General features: G+C 61.9%; 17 protein-coding genes and 1 pseudogene. 14 read left to right on the plus strand and 4 right to left on the minus strand.

Going from position 1 to position 18,999, the window contains the following annotated elements; translation table 11 throughout:
* Window positions 1-310: 310 nt before the first annotated feature.
* Genes AC3ZI9_RS05290 through AC3ZI9_RS05300 form a run of 3 tightly spaced genes read right to left on the minus strand, consistent with a single transcriptional unit; the run spans window position 311 to window position 2,349 of the window.
* Entirely contained in the window at window positions 311-1,078 is a 768-nt protein-coding gene (locus AC3ZI9_RS05290; protein WP_444554220.1) for an SCO1664 family protein, read from the minus strand.
* Entirely contained in the window at window positions 1,078-1,632 is a 555-nt protein-coding gene (locus AC3ZI9_RS05295) for a DUF3090 domain-containing protein (RefSeq protein WP_444554219.1), read from the minus strand. Before AC3ZI9_RS05295 ends, AC3ZI9_RS05290 begins: the two co-directional genes overlap by 1 nt.
* Before the next feature lie 24 nt (window positions 1,633-1,656).
* On the minus strand, window positions 1,657-2,349 hold the full coding sequence (locus tag AC3ZI9_RS05300) for a histidine phosphatase family protein (RefSeq protein ID WP_444554218.1): 693 nt from the start codon (window positions 2,347-2,349) through the stop codon (window positions 1,657-1,659).
* A gap of 283 nt (window positions 2,350-2,632) precedes the next feature.
* Between AC3ZI9_RS05300 and AC3ZI9_RS05305 the strand changes: the two genes are divergently transcribed.
* The gene (locus tag AC3ZI9_RS05305; RefSeq protein ID WP_444554217.1) at window positions 2,633-3,073 is read left to right on the plus strand and encodes a YtoQ family protein; all 441 of its coding nucleotides are present in this window, start codon (window positions 2,633-2,635) and stop codon (window positions 3,071-3,073) included.
* Here AC3ZI9_RS05305 and AC3ZI9_RS05310 read toward each other — a convergent pair.
* The gene (locus tag AC3ZI9_RS05310; protein WP_489923940.1) at window positions 3,063-3,617 is read right to left on the minus strand and encodes an AAA family ATPase; all 555 of its coding nucleotides are present in this window, start codon (window positions 3,615-3,617) and stop codon (window positions 3,063-3,065) included. The two genes, AC3ZI9_RS05305 and AC3ZI9_RS05310, sit on opposite strands and share 11 nt — an antisense overlap.
* A 397-nt stretch (window positions 3,618-4,014) precedes the next feature.
* Between AC3ZI9_RS05310 and AC3ZI9_RS05315 the strand changes: the two genes are divergently transcribed.
* The 13 genes and pseudogenes from AC3ZI9_RS05315 to AC3ZI9_RS05375 all read left to right on the plus strand — a co-directional run bounded on the left by AC3ZI9_RS05315 (window position 4,015) and on the right by AC3ZI9_RS05375 (window position 18,990).
* Window positions 4,015-4,668 carry a hypothetical protein gene (locus AC3ZI9_RS05315; RefSeq protein WP_444555761.1) on the plus strand — a complete coding sequence of 218 codons (654 nt, stop codon included), beginning with the start codon at window positions 4,015-4,017 and terminating at the stop codon, window positions 4,666-4,668.
* Between the two features lie 258 nt (window positions 4,669-4,926).
* Window positions 4,927-6,123 (plus strand): PD-(D/E)XK nuclease family protein, encoded by a 1,197-nt coding sequence (locus AC3ZI9_RS05320; RefSeq protein WP_444555760.1) that lies wholly within the window; start codon window positions 4,927-4,929, stop codon window positions 6,121-6,123.
* Window positions 6,124-6,866: 743 nt separating this feature from the next.
* Window positions 6,867-7,208, plus strand: a complete 342-nt coding sequence (locus tag AC3ZI9_RS05325; protein ID WP_444555759.1) for a hypothetical protein — start codon at window positions 6,867-6,869, stop codon at window positions 7,206-7,208.
* An 89-nt stretch (window positions 7,209-7,297) separates the two neighbouring features.
* Window positions 7,298-7,735: a methyltransferase family protein gene (locus AC3ZI9_RS05330; protein ID WP_444555758.1), complete on the plus strand. Its 438-nt coding sequence runs from the start codon at window positions 7,298-7,300 to the stop codon at window positions 7,733-7,735.
* Window positions 7,736-7,912: 177 nt separating this feature from the next.
* A pseudogene (locus tag AC3ZI9_RS05335) lies at window positions 7,913-8,161 on the plus strand (NAD(P)-binding domain-containing protein); the annotation flags it as partial.
* Window positions 8,162-8,342: 181 nt separating this feature from the next.
* A complete protein-coding gene (locus AC3ZI9_RS05340) occupies window positions 8,343-8,522 on the plus strand; it encodes a hypothetical protein (RefSeq protein ID WP_444555763.1) in 180 nt (59 codons plus the stop codon).
* A 211-nt stretch (window positions 8,523-8,733) separates the two neighbouring features.
* Window positions 8,734-9,426, plus strand: coding sequence for an SDR family oxidoreductase (locus tag AC3ZI9_RS05345; protein WP_444555757.1), 693 nt, complete (start codon window positions 8,734-8,736; stop codon window positions 9,424-9,426).
* 249 nt (window positions 9,427-9,675) lie between these two features.
* Window positions 9,676-10,893: a mechanosensitive ion channel gene (locus tag AC3ZI9_RS05350; RefSeq protein WP_489923941.1), complete on the plus strand. Its 1,218-nt coding sequence runs from the start codon at window positions 9,676-9,678 to the stop codon at window positions 10,891-10,893.
* Between the two features lie 228 nt (window positions 10,894-11,121).
* Window positions 11,122-11,904 (plus strand): alpha/beta fold hydrolase, encoded by a 783-nt coding sequence (locus AC3ZI9_RS05355; protein WP_444566288.1) that lies wholly within the window; start codon window positions 11,122-11,124, stop codon window positions 11,902-11,904.
* Window positions 11,905-12,027: 123 nt separating this feature from the next.
* A complete protein-coding gene (locus AC3ZI9_RS05360; protein WP_444555267.1) occupies window positions 12,028-12,942 on the plus strand; it encodes an NADP-dependent oxidoreductase in 915 nt (304 codons plus the stop codon).
* Between the two features lie 1,320 nt (window positions 12,943-14,262).
* Window positions 14,263-16,050: an ABC transporter family substrate-binding protein gene (locus tag AC3ZI9_RS05365; protein WP_444566289.1), complete on the plus strand. Its 1,788-nt coding sequence runs from the start codon at window positions 14,263-14,265 to the stop codon at window positions 16,048-16,050.
* A gap of 262 nt (window positions 16,051-16,312) precedes the next feature.
* Window positions 16,313-17,857: an ABC transporter permease gene (locus AC3ZI9_RS05370; RefSeq protein WP_444555270.1), complete on the plus strand. Its 1,545-nt coding sequence runs from the start codon at window positions 16,313-16,315 to the stop codon at window positions 17,855-17,857.
* A complete protein-coding gene (locus AC3ZI9_RS05375) occupies window positions 17,854-18,990 on the plus strand; it encodes an ABC transporter permease (protein WP_444566290.1) in 1,137 nt (378 codons plus the stop codon). Before AC3ZI9_RS05370 ends, AC3ZI9_RS05375 begins: the two co-directional genes overlap by 4 nt.
* Window positions 18,991-18,999 lie beyond the last annotated feature (9 nt).

Here is an 18,999-nt window from a genome sequence, read left to right on the forward strand (position 1 = left end):
GCCGTCCAGTGGCGCGCCGGCTGGCACCCTCGCGACTCTGCCAGAACCTCGAGTGATAGCTTGGTTCCAAGTCATATGGTGGCAAAGGGACAGCCTCAGCACCAAAGGTTCCGCAATCACCGGAATGCGGTCGACTTCCGATTCAACGTCTAGGTACCGGCCGGCCTGAAACTTACAGCGGTGGCCGCCAGGAACATATGTTCGTGACGGCCACCCACATATTTCCACCCGTGGTGCGTCGCAATAATGCCGTGCTCCTTGTGCGGCTTCACTTTCGGGTGGCTCAGCTTGCGGGGCCAGTGGGGGCGCCTTAGAAAAGGGGCCAAGGCACCGCGGACATCTCACCGCGTGGGGATGGAAACCGGCCCTCTGAGAGCAACCGTGTGCAACGTGCCGCGAGAGATGCCAGTTCCTCGACGCTGAGCAAGTCCACCAGTTCCTGGCCCAGACCGCCCTGTAGCCCTTCGCTGACCCGACCTATGCCGTCTCGTTCATCGGCGGTGAGGGCTTCTCCCAGCCACCCCCACAGCACCGTCCGCAGTTTGTGGTCGCTGTGGAGGGTGAGCCCATGGTCCACACCGTGCCGATGGCCGTCAGCCATGGCAAGAATGTGATCTCCTTTGCGGTCGGCGTTGTTGACGATGATGTCGAACACCGCCATGCGTCTGAGGGCAGGCGAGTCTTCGTGGACGAGCGCGATTATCCGTCCGCTCTCATCACGCCCCTCGAGAACCTGTTTCCAGCCGGTCTCCGGAACCTGGTCCGTTGCGACCAGGTCCACAGCGTTTTGGGTTCGGTCCCGCTCCTGCCAGAGCTGCACCATTCCTTCACCCATCGGCCCATCACGCAGCCAGGTGCGTGGCACGATGTCCCAGCCGAGGGCCTGCGAGACCAGATATGCGGCCACTTCCCGATGAGCCAAGAGGCCCTGCGGAAAATCCCAGAGCGGAGTTTCGCCAGCTATCGGCTTATAGACAACCACTACATTGCCGATGGTGCCGAGGAACGTAGCGTTGGACGCCGTCGTGATGCGACCGGTCAGAGTCAGCTCGGCTGTCGCGAGGTCCGGCGTCGCCATCAGACCTCGGGGGAGGGACAGTTGTGCCCGTCTGCGTCCATGGGATAACCACAGAACGGGCATATCGGACGACCGGCCCCGACGATCTCGCGGGTGCGCTTGGTGAATGCACGGGCGCTGCCGACCGGAATTCGCACCCGAAGCATTTCGGGCTCGTCAGTGCCTTCCTCGACGAGCCATTCGCCGTTGCCATCAGCATCAGCATCGGTGATGGGGTAAGCCTCCATGACGATTTGGGCCGTGGTCGGGTCCCAGCCCAGGCCCACAGCTCCGGTACGGAACTGCTCCTGGACGACCTCGAGCTGGTCATTATCGACTAGTTCAACGGGAGTGTTCGTGGGAACACTGAAGGGGTTGCCATCGATGGTGATGAGCTGGTCGAGGATTTCGTCGATCTTCTCCGCGAGCAGAGCAGACTGCTGCTTCTCGAGCGCAATGCTGATGATCTGCGTCCCCGCACGCACCTGCAGGTAGAACGTACGCGCCCCCGGAAGGCCAAGGGTGCCAACGACGACCCGATCGGGCCAGTCGAATTCGTGAACACGTGTAGCCATGTCAGTATTCTAGGCGCATATGGTTCATGGGGCCTTCTGTCCTGCACCGCCGCCCACCGGGGCATCACCAGAAAGAGTGTTGGTAGTGAGCCACGATAGATCACCCGCGTTGGTGTTGGTCGCGTAGACGTTCGGCCGACTCGTTCCGTAGTGCACGATCGATACAGAGGCGGGGCCGACGTTAATACGCTGAAACAGGTCAAGATGCATGCCAAGCGCATCGGCAAGGATTGACTTGATGACGTCACCGTGGCTGACCGCCACCCATACGGCTTCCTGGCCGTACGCGGCTTCGAAGGCCGCATCATGGCGGCGAATTGCTGCCACTGACCGGGCCTGCATTTCTGCCATTGACTCACCGTCGGGGAAGACGACGGCGGACGGTTGGGTCTGTACCAACGGCCACAACTCCTCGGACGCGAGATCACTGAGCGCGCGGCCCTGCCATTGGCCATAATCGCACTCTGTCAGGGCTTGATCGACCACCGTGCCCGGTGTGCCGGTCTGGCGCTCGAGGATGATTTCGGTGGTTTCCTGACAACGCTCAAGTGGGCTCGATACCACCCCGGCAATGGGGACGGGCGCGATCCGTTCTCCGGTCAGAGCGGCCTGGTCACGCCCGACCGAGTCCAAGCTGACGCCAGCGGCTCGGCCAGCTAGCAGACCAGTGGCATTAGCTGTGGTGCGGCCGTGCCGCACGAGAAGAACTGTCGCCATCCACCCAGCCTAGCCACCCATTAGCTGGGGGGCGTGAATCGGGCTGGGGCGTGCGTCGACAGTTCATGCGATGTACAAGATGACCAGAGGGTGGTCCGTGACGTGACGGGGTCGACTCCCGCTCTACCATCCGACACCTATCGGCTGACCACCTACGGCGGCGGCGGGGAACCCGGAGCGTGTCATCTTCTGTCGGTCGTTGGAACTTTCCGCCGTTCTGTTGGAAGGTTGGCTGAAGGGCCAATTTTAGGTCCAACCGACATTTATGAAGGAGCATCAAACCATGACTTTTTCCGTCTATCTTTCCGGTGAGATCCACACCGACTGGCGTGATGAGATCCAGCGTGGTGCAGAGGCCCTCGGGCTCGACGTGGAATTCACCTCGCCGGTGACCGACCACCCCGCAAGCGACGCCGCAGGCGACCACCTCGGCGAGACCTCTAGCCAATTCTGGCGTGATCACCAGTCCTCCAAGGTCAACTCCATTCGTACGCGCACGCTGATTGAACAGAGTGATTTGGTGGTGGTCCGCTTCGGAGATAAGTACAAACAATGGAACGCCGCCTTCGATGCCGGCTACTGCGCAGCCCTGGGCAAGCCATACATGACGTTGCACGACGAAGACATCGTCCATCCGCTCAAGGAGGTCGACGCCGAAGCACAGGCTTGGTGCAAGACCACTGATCAGGTGGTGCAGACACTGCAGTACGTACTCAAGGCATAAAACAGCGGTTGCTCCGTGCTGGAACGCGGTCGACTTTCGCCTCACCGCATTGCCGCGTTCCGGTTCCACCGTTGTCCCTGGGCCGGCATCGGCCCCTGATGCACGAACTTCGTGCTCGCCTTGAGTGCACGACGGAATGACGGGGTGATCGGAGTGCTTCGATGTCGTCGGCCAGGTCGGAGACGGGCCGACGCCCGTCAAGCTCGATGGTTGCGCCTCGCCGTAGCTGTGGTTCGACGTCCCTCGGATTCCGGCGCACTTCATCCTGCTGTGCCCTGGTGCGTCCGTACGGGTTGTTCGTCCTGTTGGCGACACGCTCGATGAGAGCCTGGACCGGAGCGTTCAGCAGCACCACGTGGTCGAACCGGTCGTAGAACCTTCCCTGGTTCTCGACGGTGCCCGAGATCAGCAAATCATCGTGCCGGGCCAGGAGGTCGCTCATTCTCGACTCGTCCCAGACGCTTCCCGGCAACTCCCAGTTGTCGTAGTCCGTATCAACGGTGAGGTGTCCCCGAATGGCAAGCTCTTCGAGCAACGTCGACATCCCGGCACCGGACATGCCGGTGATGAGGATGCGGGCCCTGACGCAAGCGTAATGGACTTCCTGAAAGACGGATGTGAATCCTGCGCGCGTCGAGGGTTGGACTGGAGACCTCCAGCTTCCAGGGCTTCTTCGGGCCGGAACCCGGCTGGTTTCAGCTTCAACGTTTATTTCCGGGGGAGCGCAGTCGGATGCACCCGGTGGCCCACGGTACGAGCCGTCAGGGCACGTCACTTCGGACGACAGGAATCGGTGTCGAGGAGGCGGACGTTTGAATAGCACTTTTGATGCTGCGGCCTCAGTGCTGGTACCGACTATGCCACCGTGGACTACCGCTCTAAAAGGGTACATATGGCGAGCTACGACGGCTGCCCTAGAGCCTTGTTGTAGCGTAGTCGATGTGGAGAATTCAACGGCGTTCGTTCGGGCACTGGAAGAGCTACAGACCACCGGGGTAGTGACGATGCCGGGTAGACCCGCCGGATGGTCGAAAGCGAGACGATGGTTGTTCCTGGTACTCATCGGGCTCGTGAGTCTGGTCGGCTTGGGTGCGGCCATCGCTTTGGGCTTGGTTCTGTCCGGCGAGAGTCTCCGGGTCACGGGGGCGACCATTTCCGGCATCATCTCGGTCTACGCCATGCTCTTTGGCGGGCTGGCCCTACTGATTACGACGTATCGGCGTCAGCTCGAGTTCGCTGATCTTGAACGTGAAGAGGTCAGGCTTGAAACTCGTGGAATGACGCTGCGCGGTATCGGTCCGATTCCCTGGCAGGACTTCGAGCCAGCCAGAAGCATGATGGTGCGCGCCGAGCATAGCGGTAGTTACACCCTTCGCGCCGTGATGCCGTTGACGCAGTTGGGGCTCGTCAATGTGAATCAACGGATGCCTCGGCAATTGCGCGGGCGCATCTCACCAGCCGTGGGGCCGTTCTGGAGCCGCCGCCACCGCTGGTTATATGTCCCCGGGGTGGAAGGGATGCCAGAGGGCGCCGTGATGGAACTGATCAACACGGCTCACTGGATGTTTGGCCAGACAGTTCACACTCACCCATGAGCTGGCAGCGGGTCAACGCAGGGCCGGATCCCGCCCGTTCTTCGGCATGCGACCAGGTCTATTCAATAGAGGCGGGCCGGTTGCACGACGCTGCGATGAGCAGAGCTGCGACGTAACAACCCCCGATGACATTCGTAGGGAGGACCCGTCACGAGGCGTCCATGGGCCACGCCCATGGGACGGGTGCCGGGGATACTGCCAAGCTTTGGGCGGGATACGATCGCGAAGCCATGGACCGCACACACCGGAGGAGGCGCGATGACCAACGATCTCGTGACGGGCATGCTCCCGGTGCTCGGAAGATCCTTGGAGCCAGGGTTCAATGTCTTCGACGTGATGCACCACGGACTCCACGAGAAACAGATCTCCAACGTCTTCACGTGGCTTCTGGAGGTCGAAGGTTCCCACCGACTCGGCGACGCCTTCATGAAAATCCTCATCGACGAAGTTAATCGTCAGAAGACCGGCGCTGAACCGCTTCCGGACGCCGGCTACTGGGTCCGGCAGGAAGTGAACACTGCTGTGGCGGATGAGCCGGCAGACATCGCCGATATGGTTCTCGAGAGCGATGCCGCGGTGCTCGTCGTTGAGAATTACTTCACCTCCGACGGGCATGGCCATAGTTACGAGGGATATCTTAAATACAGCCGACGCGACGGACGGAGGGGCGCCGTCGTGCTCCTCTGCCGAGACCGGGATGAAACGCTTCAGACCCAAGGCTGGAAGAACGCCCCGGTTCTCACCTACAGCCTGTTGATCGAGCGGCTTCGCGGAGTGATCGATCGCGATCCCGGCTACCGCCAACGGAACCCGGAGGCCTATTCGTTCATTGACCAGATGAGTCAGAAATTTTCGAACGGGAGGGGACTCGTGGAAGAGCAGGATGTGGTCGGCTTCGTCGTCGCAATGTGCGCGACGGGAGAAGCGAGGAGGTATCAGGGCAAGTGGCAGGACGTGGAGGCGGAAAAGTTCGCGAACGATCTGGCAGTTCAAGCGCGTGAGCGTTTCGGTGAGGGCCGTGAACTCCTGAAGAGACTGAAGTTGCAGGCGCGCCTCTTCGCTGCCAACGTCCTGAAAGACCAACTGAACGCAACGTTCGGCCCCGAATACGTGCAAGAGGTAAGTGCACGTTATGCCGGGATATACGAATGGACGGTCAATTTTGAGGTGCCCGGAGGAGGAACTGACTTCGGAGAATGTCAGCTGCAGCTCAAGTTCGGCCCCTCTGCCTGGTTCGCGAACGAGCAGGACCCGAACTGGAGGCAGACGGTGGCTGGGGCGTCGGTCGACTACTCACATCTTTTCATCACCCGGGCGGAGACCCGTGAGGTTCGGCAGAGCGAAGTCACCATCGGTGAAGTTCTCGACGGGCTTGATCAGTCCGATAGGCGACTGCACGATGAGATCGTGAGGCTGTTGGATGGTGATGGAACTATCGTTTCGTCGGAGTCATAGAGGCGGAACTGCCTGCCCCGCCTTCTGCGCCACGGCTAGTTGACCGGTGTTGTGCCGGCCTGCGAAGTCTCGGGCCGAAGCCAGCTCCAGGCGAGTGACCTCTCCCCACGGAACCCCGGCGTTGTGCACACGGCCCTGATGCACGGCTTCATCAGGCAGGGACCGTCTCCTTGTCCTGCGCCATGGCGACGCCGTCGACATCCGTATCAGTCTCGAGCATGCTTCACGCGCCGGGCTCTACGATGGTGACGAGAGAGGGCCTTGCCTACTAACTCTGGGGGTACTTGCCCCAGGTCATTCGAAGGAAGTGTGCGTGTCAGAGTTCAGGGCTCCGGCTCCTCGGCCCGGAACGGGCGCTCCCAGCCCTGTTCTTCCGTCCCGTAGGCCGGTTGTTGTCTGGAATCCTGATGCCGATACTCCCTGATGGCTCTGGGCACGCTTCTGGTGTTCTGGGGCTGCTATTGGGCCGGCACCACGTGCAACGACTGGTTCCTCATGGGCGGAATCGTTGTCGCGGGAACGCACATCCCGGCACTCATCGTTCTACAACGATGACGCGATGGGCTGGAAGGACTCGGCATCCATCACTGGTTCCTTGCACTGTCGCTCATCATCTCGCTCGTCCTGGGAGGGGCCCTGCGTTCCAGCTGTTCCATGTGGCTGCCGAACAGGGAGTGCCCGCCGTACCGCAGCTCATGGCGAACCTCGTGGTTTTGTAGGAACCGTTCTTCGCCTTCGGCTGGTTGTTCCTTCGCTGGGAACGTGCTTTCGGCTGGCTGCCAGCGATTCTGCTGACCGGAATCGGGTTAGCGCTGCAGCATGTCGGCTCGGTTCCTTTCGCACAAGCCATCGGCTTCGGCCTGTTCGCGGTGCTTTTCGGTATCGTTTTCGCATTTGTGCGGAACCTCTTGATCCTGTGGCCGTTGTTCTATCCCGTCGCCAGTGGAATCGGGACGCTGCAGGCCGGCTATCTGATGGGGTGGCCCGAGGCGTTCTCTGGCGCGGTATTACTGGCGGTGCAAATCGTTGTCCACGTCGTGGTTTTCCGGATCAGCCGCCGGGGAAGGCAGCCCGCCGGGACCTGAGGCTGCCAAGGGGTGGTTTCGGACAGCAGGGATTGCTCTACTGGGAACACGGTTGCTAGCCGCAGTGAAACCCCGACAGGAGTGAAGAAATGAGCAAGGTCCCGGTTCCTCCCACCACGTTGGCTATCTGCCTTACAGGGCAATACCTGCTGATGCGCCAGCGTGCGGTGACACCGACCTCGGCCACCGTGGCCGCTGTTCTTTCACTGGCCTCGGGATCCCTCGTCGTGGGCAGCTTATGGGAGTTCCGACGCCAGCGCACCAGCTTCGATCCGGTCGACGTGGAGGCCGCCACGTCGCTGGTGGTCCGGGGACCGAACCGGCTGACCAGGAATCCGATGTACCTCGGCATGGCCGGCCTGCTGGCTGCCCACGCGATCCTGCGTCGGTCCGCCGTCGCCGTGCTGCCGATGGCAGCGTTCGTCCTGGTCATGGGCCGCGTGCAGATCCCCCTCGAAGAAAAGGCATTGAAAGCGAGGTTCGGAGCAGACTACGGGCGCTACCGTGGCTCGGTGCCCCGCTGGTGAACCGTTGTCCGGTCTGCCGCCCCGGAGCCGGCCGCGCGTCGATTACCCGGAGCAGCGCGCCTCGCGGCCCTGGTGGCAAGAACGTCCCCGAAGGGGGCTTGAGTGCGGAAACCGGGCCCTGACCGACGTACGCTGACCCATGGATGTTGGATCGGCCACGGGAAAGAAGCGGCAGTCATGAAGATTGGGATATTGGGGACGGGCAGTGTCGCGCAGGCCCTCGCGGGCGGATGCATCGACGTCGGACACGAAGTAACCCTGGGCTCGCGACAGCCGGAGTCACGCACGGGGCTCCCTTTCCCTGTCGCTACCCTGGAAGCGACGGCCCGAGATGCCGAGGTGATCGTGAACGCGACGCCGGGGGCCGCGTCCGTGGAACTACTCGGTCAGCTGGATTCGGCCGCTTTCAGCGGAAAACTACTCATCGACGTTGCCAACGCCGCCACCTCCGGATTCAACCACCTGTACCCGGGCTCCAGCCTCGGCGAAAAGCTGCAGGAGATGCTTCCCCAGGCACAAGTCGTCAAGACGATGAACACCTGCGCCGGCAAAATCTTCGTGAACCCCTCCCTGCTGGAGCCGAGCAGCATCTTCCTCTCCGGAGATAATGTCGGGGCCAAAGATCGGACGACGTCACTCCTTGGGGGAACTGGGCTGGACCTCGGAATCCATCGTGGACCTGGGCGGGATCGAGACCGCCAAGGGGCCGGAGCACTACTTCATCATGTGGGCGTATCTCACGGACGCGCTGGGCACCACGGCCCTCAACATGCAGGTCGTTCGCTGACGAACGAAGTGGCCCGTGTGGTCGACCGGAGTCTGCACTTCGGGACCGGCCCGCTGCCGGCCTGCACACGCTCCAGGACGGTAGCGCCAGGCCGATGAGGAATATACGGCTCCCCACGACGTTGTACCCAGCGGAAGCCGTCGTCTGAAACCCGATCATGGGCGGAGCGACGGACGCTCTCGGCGCCGAATCGGCGCAATCGGAGGTTTTCGTGTCAACAGCAGATAAAGGTCGCGTCATTGTCCTGGGCGGTCATGGAAAGATCGCCCTTCTGGCGGCGCCCAAGCTCAAGGACGCGGGGTACGCCGTCGAATCCGTGATCCGTTCCGCGGATCAAAGGGGCGACATCGAAGCCGCCGGGGCCAGCCCGGTTGTTCTCGACCTGGAGAATGCTGACGCCGAGGCGTTGACGCAGGCGTTCTCCGGTGCGCAGGCCGTGGTCTTCTCCGCCGGAGCCGGCGGCGGTAGCCCCGAACGCACACGCTCGGTCGACTTCGAAGCGGCGGCCCGTACCATGGATGCCGCCGAAGCAGCCGGCGTCAAGCGATTCGTGATGGTCTCCTATGCCGGCGCAGGTGTTGATGCCGACCGGCTCGATCCGGAGGACTCGTTCCATCCCTACGCGCAGGCCAAGCATGATGCGGATGCCCATCTGCGGCAGACAGGTCTGGATTTCACGATCCTTGGCCCCGGACGGCTCACCTTGGAGCCGGCCAGCGGAAAGATTACGATCGCTGATTTCGAGGGCACGATCGCCGGCCAGGCGCCCGCGGGCGATGAAGCCGTGACCTCCCGCGAGAACGTAGCCGAGGTCCTGGCCCACGTGCTCTCGGACGGGGCTGCGATTGGCCGCACAGTCAACTTCTATGACGGTGACACCCCGATCGCCGAAGCGATCAACTAAGCAGATCGATGACCCTCCGGGGGGCCGGCCGCCGTTCCGGGTCGGCCCCCGGCAGTGGTCGCCTCTTCCGGACCTTCGCTCTGCGGGGAGGATCATGGGGAGAGGGCTGCAGATAACGAATGGACTGTGAAATCGGTTCCGGTCGATGTTTAATCCGAGTCGTTTCTTGAGGTGTCCTGTAGTCTGCTGCGACCAACGGCAGATCGAAACTGCCTTGTTTGCAAGTCCGGACCAATAAGGAGGCTTCCCATGGAAGACATCGATTGGATAGGTATGGCGCAAAAGGTCGGCATGGCCATCGTCATACTCATTGTGACGTGGATTATTGCCAAGGTCGTGAAATGGGCCATTGGCAAGGTTGTCGGCCGCGTATCGTTCTTGCAGAAGCAAGACGGCGATGGTGCATCGACCGGAGAATCGATTGGCAGTATCGGTTCGTTGATCGTCTGGCTGTTCGGCCTGGTGGCCATCCTCCAGGTGTTCGCCCTGGACGCAGTCCTGACACCGATTCAGGAACTCCTGTCCACGCTGATGGGCTTCCTGCCCAACGTCATCGGGGCCGCTGTGGTCTTCTTCATCGGCTTCGTGATAGCGAAAATCGCCAAGCAGCTCATTGCCTCCGCCATCGGAATGCTCAACTTCAACAGCATTGCCGGAAAGATGAAGCAGGTTGATCCGACCTCGGGTGCCGGGGCAACACCGACCCCAGCCCAGCCGTCAGGTGCCGCCGAGGCACAGGCGGGAGCCGGGATGGACTCCCGGAAGATCGGCTCCATGGTCGGCAATCTGGTGTTTGCCGTCATCTTGATCGTGGTGGGCATCGCAGCTCTCCAGATCCTCGACATCTCGGTCATCTCCGATCCGGCCGAGCAGATGCTCACCATGATCCTCAACGCGATCCCGATGATCATCGCGGCCCTGGTGCTGCTGGGCATCGGCGTCCTCATCGCAAAGTTCGTCGGTGGCATCCTGGAGGCCACGTTGCGTGGTCTTGGAACCGACCGGGCAGCAACGAACCTCGGGATTCTGAGCGCCGACAAGAGCGCCTCGACCATTCTGACCCGCGTGGCACAAGTGGCCATCGTGGTGTTCTTCGGGATCATGGCTGCTCAAGCGCTTGGTTTCCCCGAGATCTCGGATCTGCTGAACACGGTGTTCGCACTCGGGGGCCGGGTGCTGTTTGGCGTCGTTATCGTCGCCGTCGGCTTCCTGATCGCCAAACTGGTGTCCAGTGCCATGGGGGCCGGCACGGGAAGCACCGTCGCCAAGTACGTCATCATCGGGCTTTTCGCCGCGATTGGACTGAAGTACATGGGCATTGCCGACTCGATCATCACGCTGGGCTTCGGCGCCGTGGTCGTGGGCGGTGCTCTGGCTGCGGCGCTGGCCTTTGGGCTGGGTGGACGCGATGCCGCGGCACGCGTCCTGGCAGAGAAGGACCCGAAAAAGCACGTGACACCCGAGTAGGAGCTCCACGAACGTCTCGTTGGATGACGTTCTCATGACCGGTCGGGCCCGGTGCTGTGCAGAGGTGCGCAGCACCGGGCCCGACCGCGTGGGCCTAGTGGTCGACCGGGAGACACGGGGATCGGAATGAGGGAACAGATGGAACGCACGCCCGGACACTGCACGGCGGGGGACCCGGTGATCCCGCGACCGGCTACCGTACGTCGAGGCACTGGAACACCGATAATCATGATTCATGGCAATGGCGTCGATCACCGGTTGCTCCTACCGCTGGATCCTTGTCTGGCCGATGCCGGTGCCTGGGAGCGGATTTACCTGGATCTTCCCGGCTTCGGCGGAACCCCCGCGCTGGAGGAGCCCGGTGGATTACCCGAAATTGCCGACTGGCTGCAAGAAACCATTGGCGAACTGGTGGGGGACCGGAAATTCGCCGTGCTGGGGCACTCACTCGGAGGTGTTCTGGCCGCGCATCTGGCAATCACTTTCGGGGATCAGATGAGCGGAATGGCGTTGTTGGCGCCGGTGGTCCATCCCCGGCCACGAGATCGCACCGTGCCCGAGAAACGGGTCCTGCACCGAGACCAGAAGTTCCTCGGTTTGCTCGATCCGCAGGATGCCCGGGAATTCGAAGGCATGGCCATCCTCCACACAGCGGAGGCCTGGGCCGCATTCCGAGATGCCGCCCTGCCGGGGATCCGCGCCGCGAACGCACGCGCCGTCATGCAGTTGTCCCGCCGATATCACCTGGCCCCCGAGGCGGGCCCCGGGTCCCGGGCCGCAGGGACGGTCTCGCCCCGGACGCTGATCCTTGCCGGACGGCACGACCACGTCGTGGGGTTCGCGGATCAGGAAGACTTGTTGCTGCGGTATCCGCAGGCAACCTACGTCGTGCTGGAGGACGCCGGACACAACATCCACCTGGACCAGCCGGAGCGGGTCGCAAGCTTCCTGCGGGCCTGGGCCAGGGCACTCCACGAGAGCGCAGAGGAAACCCAGACGAGGTCACGATGACGGGCACCACCACGCCGTCCACAACGGCCGATGGAGAGGCTGGCCTGGGCCCAGACCCCGGCAGGCGGGAGGCTCCGCTGGAATACACGGGTCCTTCTCGGCGTTGGGGGCGGTATGCGAGCAATGACCTACAGCAAGTACGGAAGCAACGACGTCTTGGAGCTCACCGAGCTGCCGGTGCCCAAGGTCGGCCCGGGCGAGGTGCGTATCCGCGTCACCCATGCCTCGGTCAATCCGGTTGATTGGAAGATCATGTCCGGAGGCCTTGACGGGCTCATGGATGCACATTTCCCCGTCATCCCCGGGTGGGACGTGGCCGGAGTGGTCGACGCCGTTGGGCCAGACGTCCCGGAATTTGCCAGTGGCGACCGGGTCGCCGCCTATGCGCGTAAGCAGGTGGTTTCCGGCGGGACGTTCGCTGAATACGTGACGGTCTTCGCCGTGGACGTTGCGGCGGTTCCCGAGGGAGTGACACAAGAAACCGCGGCGGCCCTACCCCTGACCGGGCTGACCGCCCAGCGCAGTCTCGAAGCACTTGATGTTCTCCCTGGGGAGCGACTGTTGCTCCACGCCGCCTCCGGAGGAGTCGGCTTCCTGGCAGCGCAACTGGCCATCGCCACGGGAGCTGAAGTCGTCGGCACGGCCTCCGTGGCCAACCATGAGAAGCTAACCGCTCTGGGGGTCACCCCGGTGGCCCACGGGGACGGGCTGGGGGAGAGGCTGCGCGATATTGCCCCGGATGGTTTCGACAAGGTGGCCGACTACGCGGGAGGGGTCCTGGACACAACGCTGACGGTGCTCAAGGACGGAGGCCGTCATGTTTCCATCGCCGATCCCGGGGTGATCGAGCATGGGGGTCGCTGGCTGTGGGTCCGGCCCGACGGGTCCCGTCTGGGTGACCTGCTGGACCAGGTGGCAGCAGGGTCACTCGAGGTGGTCATCGATACGGTCTATGGACTCGAAGCGCTGGCGACCGCCTTCAGTGCCTCCCAGCAGGGGGCCGCGCGCGGAAAACTCGTCCTGCATATCGCCGACTGACCGGCCGCGGTCTATGCATGAAATTTGCTGCGGACCTTGAAACCTGGCTCATGCACTTCCAAGTGTGCGGTTCCATGGCCAGCACGGTTCGACGTGGAGAAGGCGCGGTAGGAAGTGGTGCGTCACCCACTATCGCTCGAGTATGAATGCGGCCCGACTGATGCTGACCAGGGAGATTCGGCAGACGTCCGTAGCGGGTTGGAACCAGGAGATTCCAAGTTGGCTTCCTCATTCACCCTGGCGTACCCGTAGGGAGCCTTGACCTGTCACGAACAGATCGGTTGAACACCAACGTTCTTCTTCGGCTGGCAGTTTCGGACCCCAACTGGTTCCGGCAGTCCGGGGTGCGCCCGACACCTCACCGTTGACAAGGGGTCCGTGCCGCGTAGCAAGCACGCGGCTGTTGGCGTGGGTACATTTCCACGCCTGGCGACGGCGATGAAGCACGTAGGGCTGGTCCGGGGGCGCCGCAGAATGAAGCGAGTGCCCAGAATATAGACGCGGGCCCTTGTTACCTCAAGAAGTTTGATGCACGATATAACTACCAATAACAAAGGATGTTAGAACGTAGTCAAATAATGAATCATCTTTAGAGAAAGTGGGTGCATTCTAGTTTTTTGTATAAGTCCTGACTGGCTTCACGTTTGCAGTCGTTGCACCATTGGGGATGACGGTCGGATCTGCGGCACTGGGGGACGTGGCGCCGGCCTGTTCGCCCAGCAGCTGTGTTTGGGCCAACCAAGGCGGGGGAGAGCGCAGTAGTCCAACTGCTAGATCACATCGATTCCCGTGGTGGATCACCGCAAGGGCTGCACGGGCCACGGCGGTCAGTGCCGTGCCCGGGGTCGGGTCCGGGGAGGCGAACTCGAACGGAGCGCGCTTCCGGCCCCCGGGAGGCTGTATCACTGCATGGCCGGCGGTGCAAAGATTAAATCCGCCCTCTTTGATGCCGGGTTCGGTGGCTCGGGAACGCGTATCGCCTCAAATGCATGGCGAGACACGCCGTCATTGATTGGGAATTTTTACAAAATCTTCGAAGATCCGCTTGATGGCGCGGACGAGTAGTTGACAATCCCCAATCTGAAGCAGATCCTTGAGTTCTCGCGTAAGGATCGATGCCGAGGGGAGCCGCCGGACGAATGTGACCACCATCTCGCAAAGTTGCGACTCCATAACAACGGAATCTGAAGCGAGATTTTTATATCCAAGGGGCCCCTCCGCAGTCTATGGTTTCTCTATGTGAGACAGGCCACTCCTCGTGGTCTGTCGCAGTCAAGTGGATCGCTCGGCTGGAGAACACACCAAACACAAGGAGGCGGAATGCGTTTCACACGTATTTCCAAGGCAGTCGCGATTGGCGCGACCGCCGCCCTGGCACTGAGCGCATGCGCGGCCAGCACGGGCACCAACGACTCATCGTCCGGGGCCGACGAAGGAGAGGGCAACGGCGGAGAGATCCGTGTCGTCGAAGTGAACGCCTTCAGCTCGTTCAACGACAACACGGCGAAGGGCAACGTGGATATCAACTCCAAGATTGCCTACACCACCCAGTCGGACTTCAACTACATCGACAATGACCTGAAGGTGCAGAAGAACGAGAAGTTCGGCAAGTACGAGGTCGAGTCCGAGGATCCGCTGACCGTGAAGTACACCATCAACGAGGGTGTCAAGTGGTCGGATGGCGAGCCGGTGAATGCCGACGACATGATGATGGCCTGGGCCATCTCGTCGGGGCACTTCAACGACGCGAAGACCGACGACGAGGGCGAAGTCACCGCCGGAACCAACTACTTCGACTATGCCGGTGACACCTCCGGGCTGGCACTGACCGACGTCCCGGAGATCGGCGATGACAACCGCTCGATCACGCTGAAGTACTCCAAGCCCTTCGCCGATTGGGAAACCAGCTTCGGGATGATGGGGCCGGCACATGTCGTCGCCGACAAGGCGGGCATGACTGTCGACGAACTCACCGAACTGTTCAAGACCGCAGACAAGGGAGATCCGGAAAATCCTTCGAAGAAGCCGAATAAGAAGCTGAAGAAGGCCGCCGACTTCTGGAATACGGGCTTCGACACCAAGTCGCTGCCCGACGATGAGTCGCTCTACCTCTCGTCCGGCCCCTTCATCGTGGACAAGATCGTCCCGGACCAGTCCATGACCCTGGTGCGCAACGAGGACTACGACTGGGGACCGGAGCCGAAGGTCGACTCGATCGTCGTGCGATACATCAGTGAATCGCCGGCCCAGGTCCAGGCGCTGAAGAACCAGGAAGTCGACATCATCGCCCCGCAGGCCTCCGCCGACACGTTGGAGTCGCTGGAAGCCCTGGGGGATCAGGTGGTTGTGGAGAAGGGGGACCAGCTCTCCTACGACCACATCGACCTGAACTACAACGGCGTCTTCAAGGACAAGGATGTCCGCAAGGCCTTCATGCACACGATCCCGCGCCAGCAGATCGTGGATACGATCATCAAGAAGCTGAACCCGGATGCAAAGCCGCTGGATTCGCAGCTCTTCGTCCCCGATAACGACGGCTACGAGGAGTCGGCGAAGAACAATGGTTCAGCCGATTACCAGAAGGCCGACATCGAGAAGGCCAAGGAACTGCTCGACGGCAAGAAGCCGAAGGTCCGCATCATGTACAGCAAGGACAACCCGAACCGTGCGGATGCCTACTCGCTGATCGCTGCATCGGCGAAGAAGGCAGGCTTCAAGGTCGTCGATGGCGGTCTGGGGGCCTCGGAATGGGGCAGCGCGCTGGGAGGCGGCACCTATGACGCCACCATCTTCGGCTGGATCTCCTCGGGCGTCGGCGTGACCGGTGTCCCGCAGATCTTCGGCACGGGCTCCTCGTCGAACTTCAATAAGTTCTCCGATAAGAAGGCCGATGAACTGATGGATGAGCTCATCGTCACCACGGATGAGAAGAAACAGACCGACCTGCAGATCCAGATCGACAAGTTGATCTGGGACTCCGGATACGGGCTGCCGCTCTTCCAGTCGGTCGGCGTTGACGCCTACGACTCGGGAGTCGAGGGCGTGGAGTACATGTCCAACCAGACCGGTGTCTGGTGGAACTTCTGGGATTGGAACCTGAAGAAGTAGCTACGTCGGGTAACCGGATATAAGTGCCACTGAGGCGCCGGGACCATGATTCACGGTCCCGGCGTCTCAGTGTGCCGCTACAGATGCAGGTGGAAGGGATTCCACCGATTGGTCGGACGCCAGGTCCGCCCCGTAGTTCCTTGACCGGGCCACGGGAAGTGATTGGGATTTCCCTCCTTCCCGAGTGCTGTGAGGTGAACTACACTTCTGCAAAAGTACTGCCGGGTGATCCCCGGTATCTTCTACCAAGAGGCTATATTTCATGGTGACCTACATCATCCGACGGCTCGTCACTGCCGTGCTCATCCTCCTGGGCGCCTCATTCGTCGTGTACCAGCTCACGGCCGCGGCGGGCGACCCCTTGGATGAACTGCGACAGAGCAACGCGCCGAATAAGGACCAGCTGATCGCGCAAAGGGTGGCCCTGCTGGACCTGGGCACCCCCGCCCCGTTGCGCTACTTCAAGTGGCTCGGGGGCGCCGCCCAATGTGTGGTCCCGCTGGTCGGCAAATGTGATCTGGGTCAGAAAATGAACGGTGAACCCGTGGTGGATGCCCTCGGGCGCGCGGCGGGCCAAACGATCCTGCTCATCACCGCCGCGACGATCCTGGCCATTGTCATCGGCATCGGTCTGGGCATCATCACCGCCCTGCGTCAGTACAGCACGCTGGATTACTCGGTGACCTTCATGGCCTTCTTGTTCTTCTCACTGCCGATCTTCTGGATCGCCGTACTGCTGAAGGAATTCGGGGCCATCGGCTTCAACGATTTCCTCAGGGACCCCGTCTTCAGTCCGACATCGATCCTCATCACCGCGATCTGTCTGGGCATCGTCGTCGTCCTGTTCATGGGTGGAAGCTACCTGAAACGGATCATCGGTTTCCTGATCGGCGCCGCCGCCACTGCAGGGCTGATGTATGCCCTGTCGGTGACCGGATGGTTCAGCACCCCAGGTCTGGGCCCGATTCTGATCGCCCTCTTCGGCGTGGGCATCGCCTATCTGGCCACCCAACTGACTGCAGGAGTGAAGAACCGCAAGGCGTTGTACTCCTCCCTTCTCATGGTCCCGGCCGGTCTGATCGCCTATTACGCACTGAACCCGGTCCTCTCCGGCATCTCCGGATGGGGAATCCTCGGGCTGTTCGTGGCGACCCTGGCGGTCGGTTGCATCGTCGGATGGTTCATGGGCGGATTCGACCGGGGCCAGTCCATGCGGGCAGCGGCCTTGAGTGCCTTCTTCGTGGGAGGCCTGGTGATGTTGGACCGCTTCATGGTGGAGTGGCCGAATTACTTCTCCAATGGTCGGGTCCGTGGACGCCCCATTGCCACGATCGGATCCTCGACTCCGAACCTCGAGGGCAACTGGTGGATCCAGAACATCGACCTCTTCACCCACCTCCTGCTGCCGACCGTGGCGCTGCTGCTCGTGTCGCTGGCCAGCTACTCGCGATACTCCCGAGCCTCGATGCTCGAGATCATGCAGATGGACTACATCCGTACCGCCCGCGCCAAGGGCCTTCCCGAGCGGACGGTGGTCATGCGCCACGCGTTCCGCAATGCCCTGATCCCCCTGGCCACGCTGGTGGCCTTCGACATCGGTGGGTTGATCGGTGGGGCGGTGATCACCGAACGGGTCTTTGCCTTCACCGGCATGGGCAACCTCTTCGTGGACTCGCTGTTGCCGGTACCCGACCCGAACCCGGTCATGGGCGTCTTCCTCGTGACCGGCATCCTGGCCCTGGTCTTCAACCTGATTGCCGACCTGGCCTATTCCGTACTCGATCCGCGCGTAAGGGTAAAAGCATGAGCAGGCCGAATCCAGAAACCCCGTCCGGGCAGCTGCCCGAGGACCTCGAGGCGGCTGCAGTCCCCGAAGAAGTCCAAGGCCTGTCCCAGAACGCCATCGTCCGCAAGCGGTTCATGGGAAACACGCCGGCCCTGATATCGATCGTCGTCTTCGCGCTGATCTTCGTGATGGCCTTCTCCTCCATCGGCTTCATCGGGATCCCCGGCTGGTGGCATTACAGCTACGAGCAATTCAGCACCCAGATCAACGGCGGACGACCGACCTTCGTTAATTTGTTCAATTGGGGTGACCACCCCTTCGGACAAGACCGGATCGGGCGGGACTACTTCGCCATGACCATGCGAGGAACCCAGCAGTCGATCGTGATCATGTTCGTCATCGGTTCGGTAGGTGGCTTCATCGGGGTGGTCGTGGGCGCACTGTCCGGGTACTTCCGTGGATGGATCGAAGCGGTGCTGATGCGCATCGTGGACATCATCATCATCGTTCCGCTGCTGATCCTGGCTGCCGTCCTCGGACGCATCTCCGGCTCCGCCGTCAGCGGCAACATGGCCACCGTCGCCTTGGGGCTCTTCATCGGGGTCATCATCTGGACGGGGCTCTCCCGTCTGGTCCGCGGTGAGTTCCTGACCCTGCGTGAGCGCGAGTTCGTCGATGCCGCCCATATTGCCGGTGCCTCCAACACACGCATCATGTTCAAGCACATCCTGCCCAACGCGGTGGGCGTCATCATCGTGAACGTCACCTTGCTGATGGCCGCGGCGATCCTGCTGGAGACGGCGTTGTCCTACCTGGGATTGGGCGTGAAGGCCCCTGATGTCTCGCTCGGTTCGCTGATTTCGGACAACCAGGAGGCCTTCAGCACCCGCCCGTGGCTGTTCTGGTTCCCCGGCTTGTTCATCGTGGTCATCTGCCTGTCGATCAACTTCATCGGCGACGGGCTGCGTGACGCCTTCGATCCACGCCAGCGCAAGTTCAAGGCCAAGAAGGCCAAGGACCGTGGAGTCCATGGGTCGGCAGTGAATGACTCCGCGTCGGCTGCCGCCATCGCCCAAAGGACCGAGGGAGGTGAGGACTCAGGACGTCACGGGTCCTCCGACCCCGATGATGATGGTCCGGCCCACCGGGCCTAGCCGGGGCCG

This window comes from Arthrobacter sp. AOP36-F1-5, from assembly GCF_058137995.1.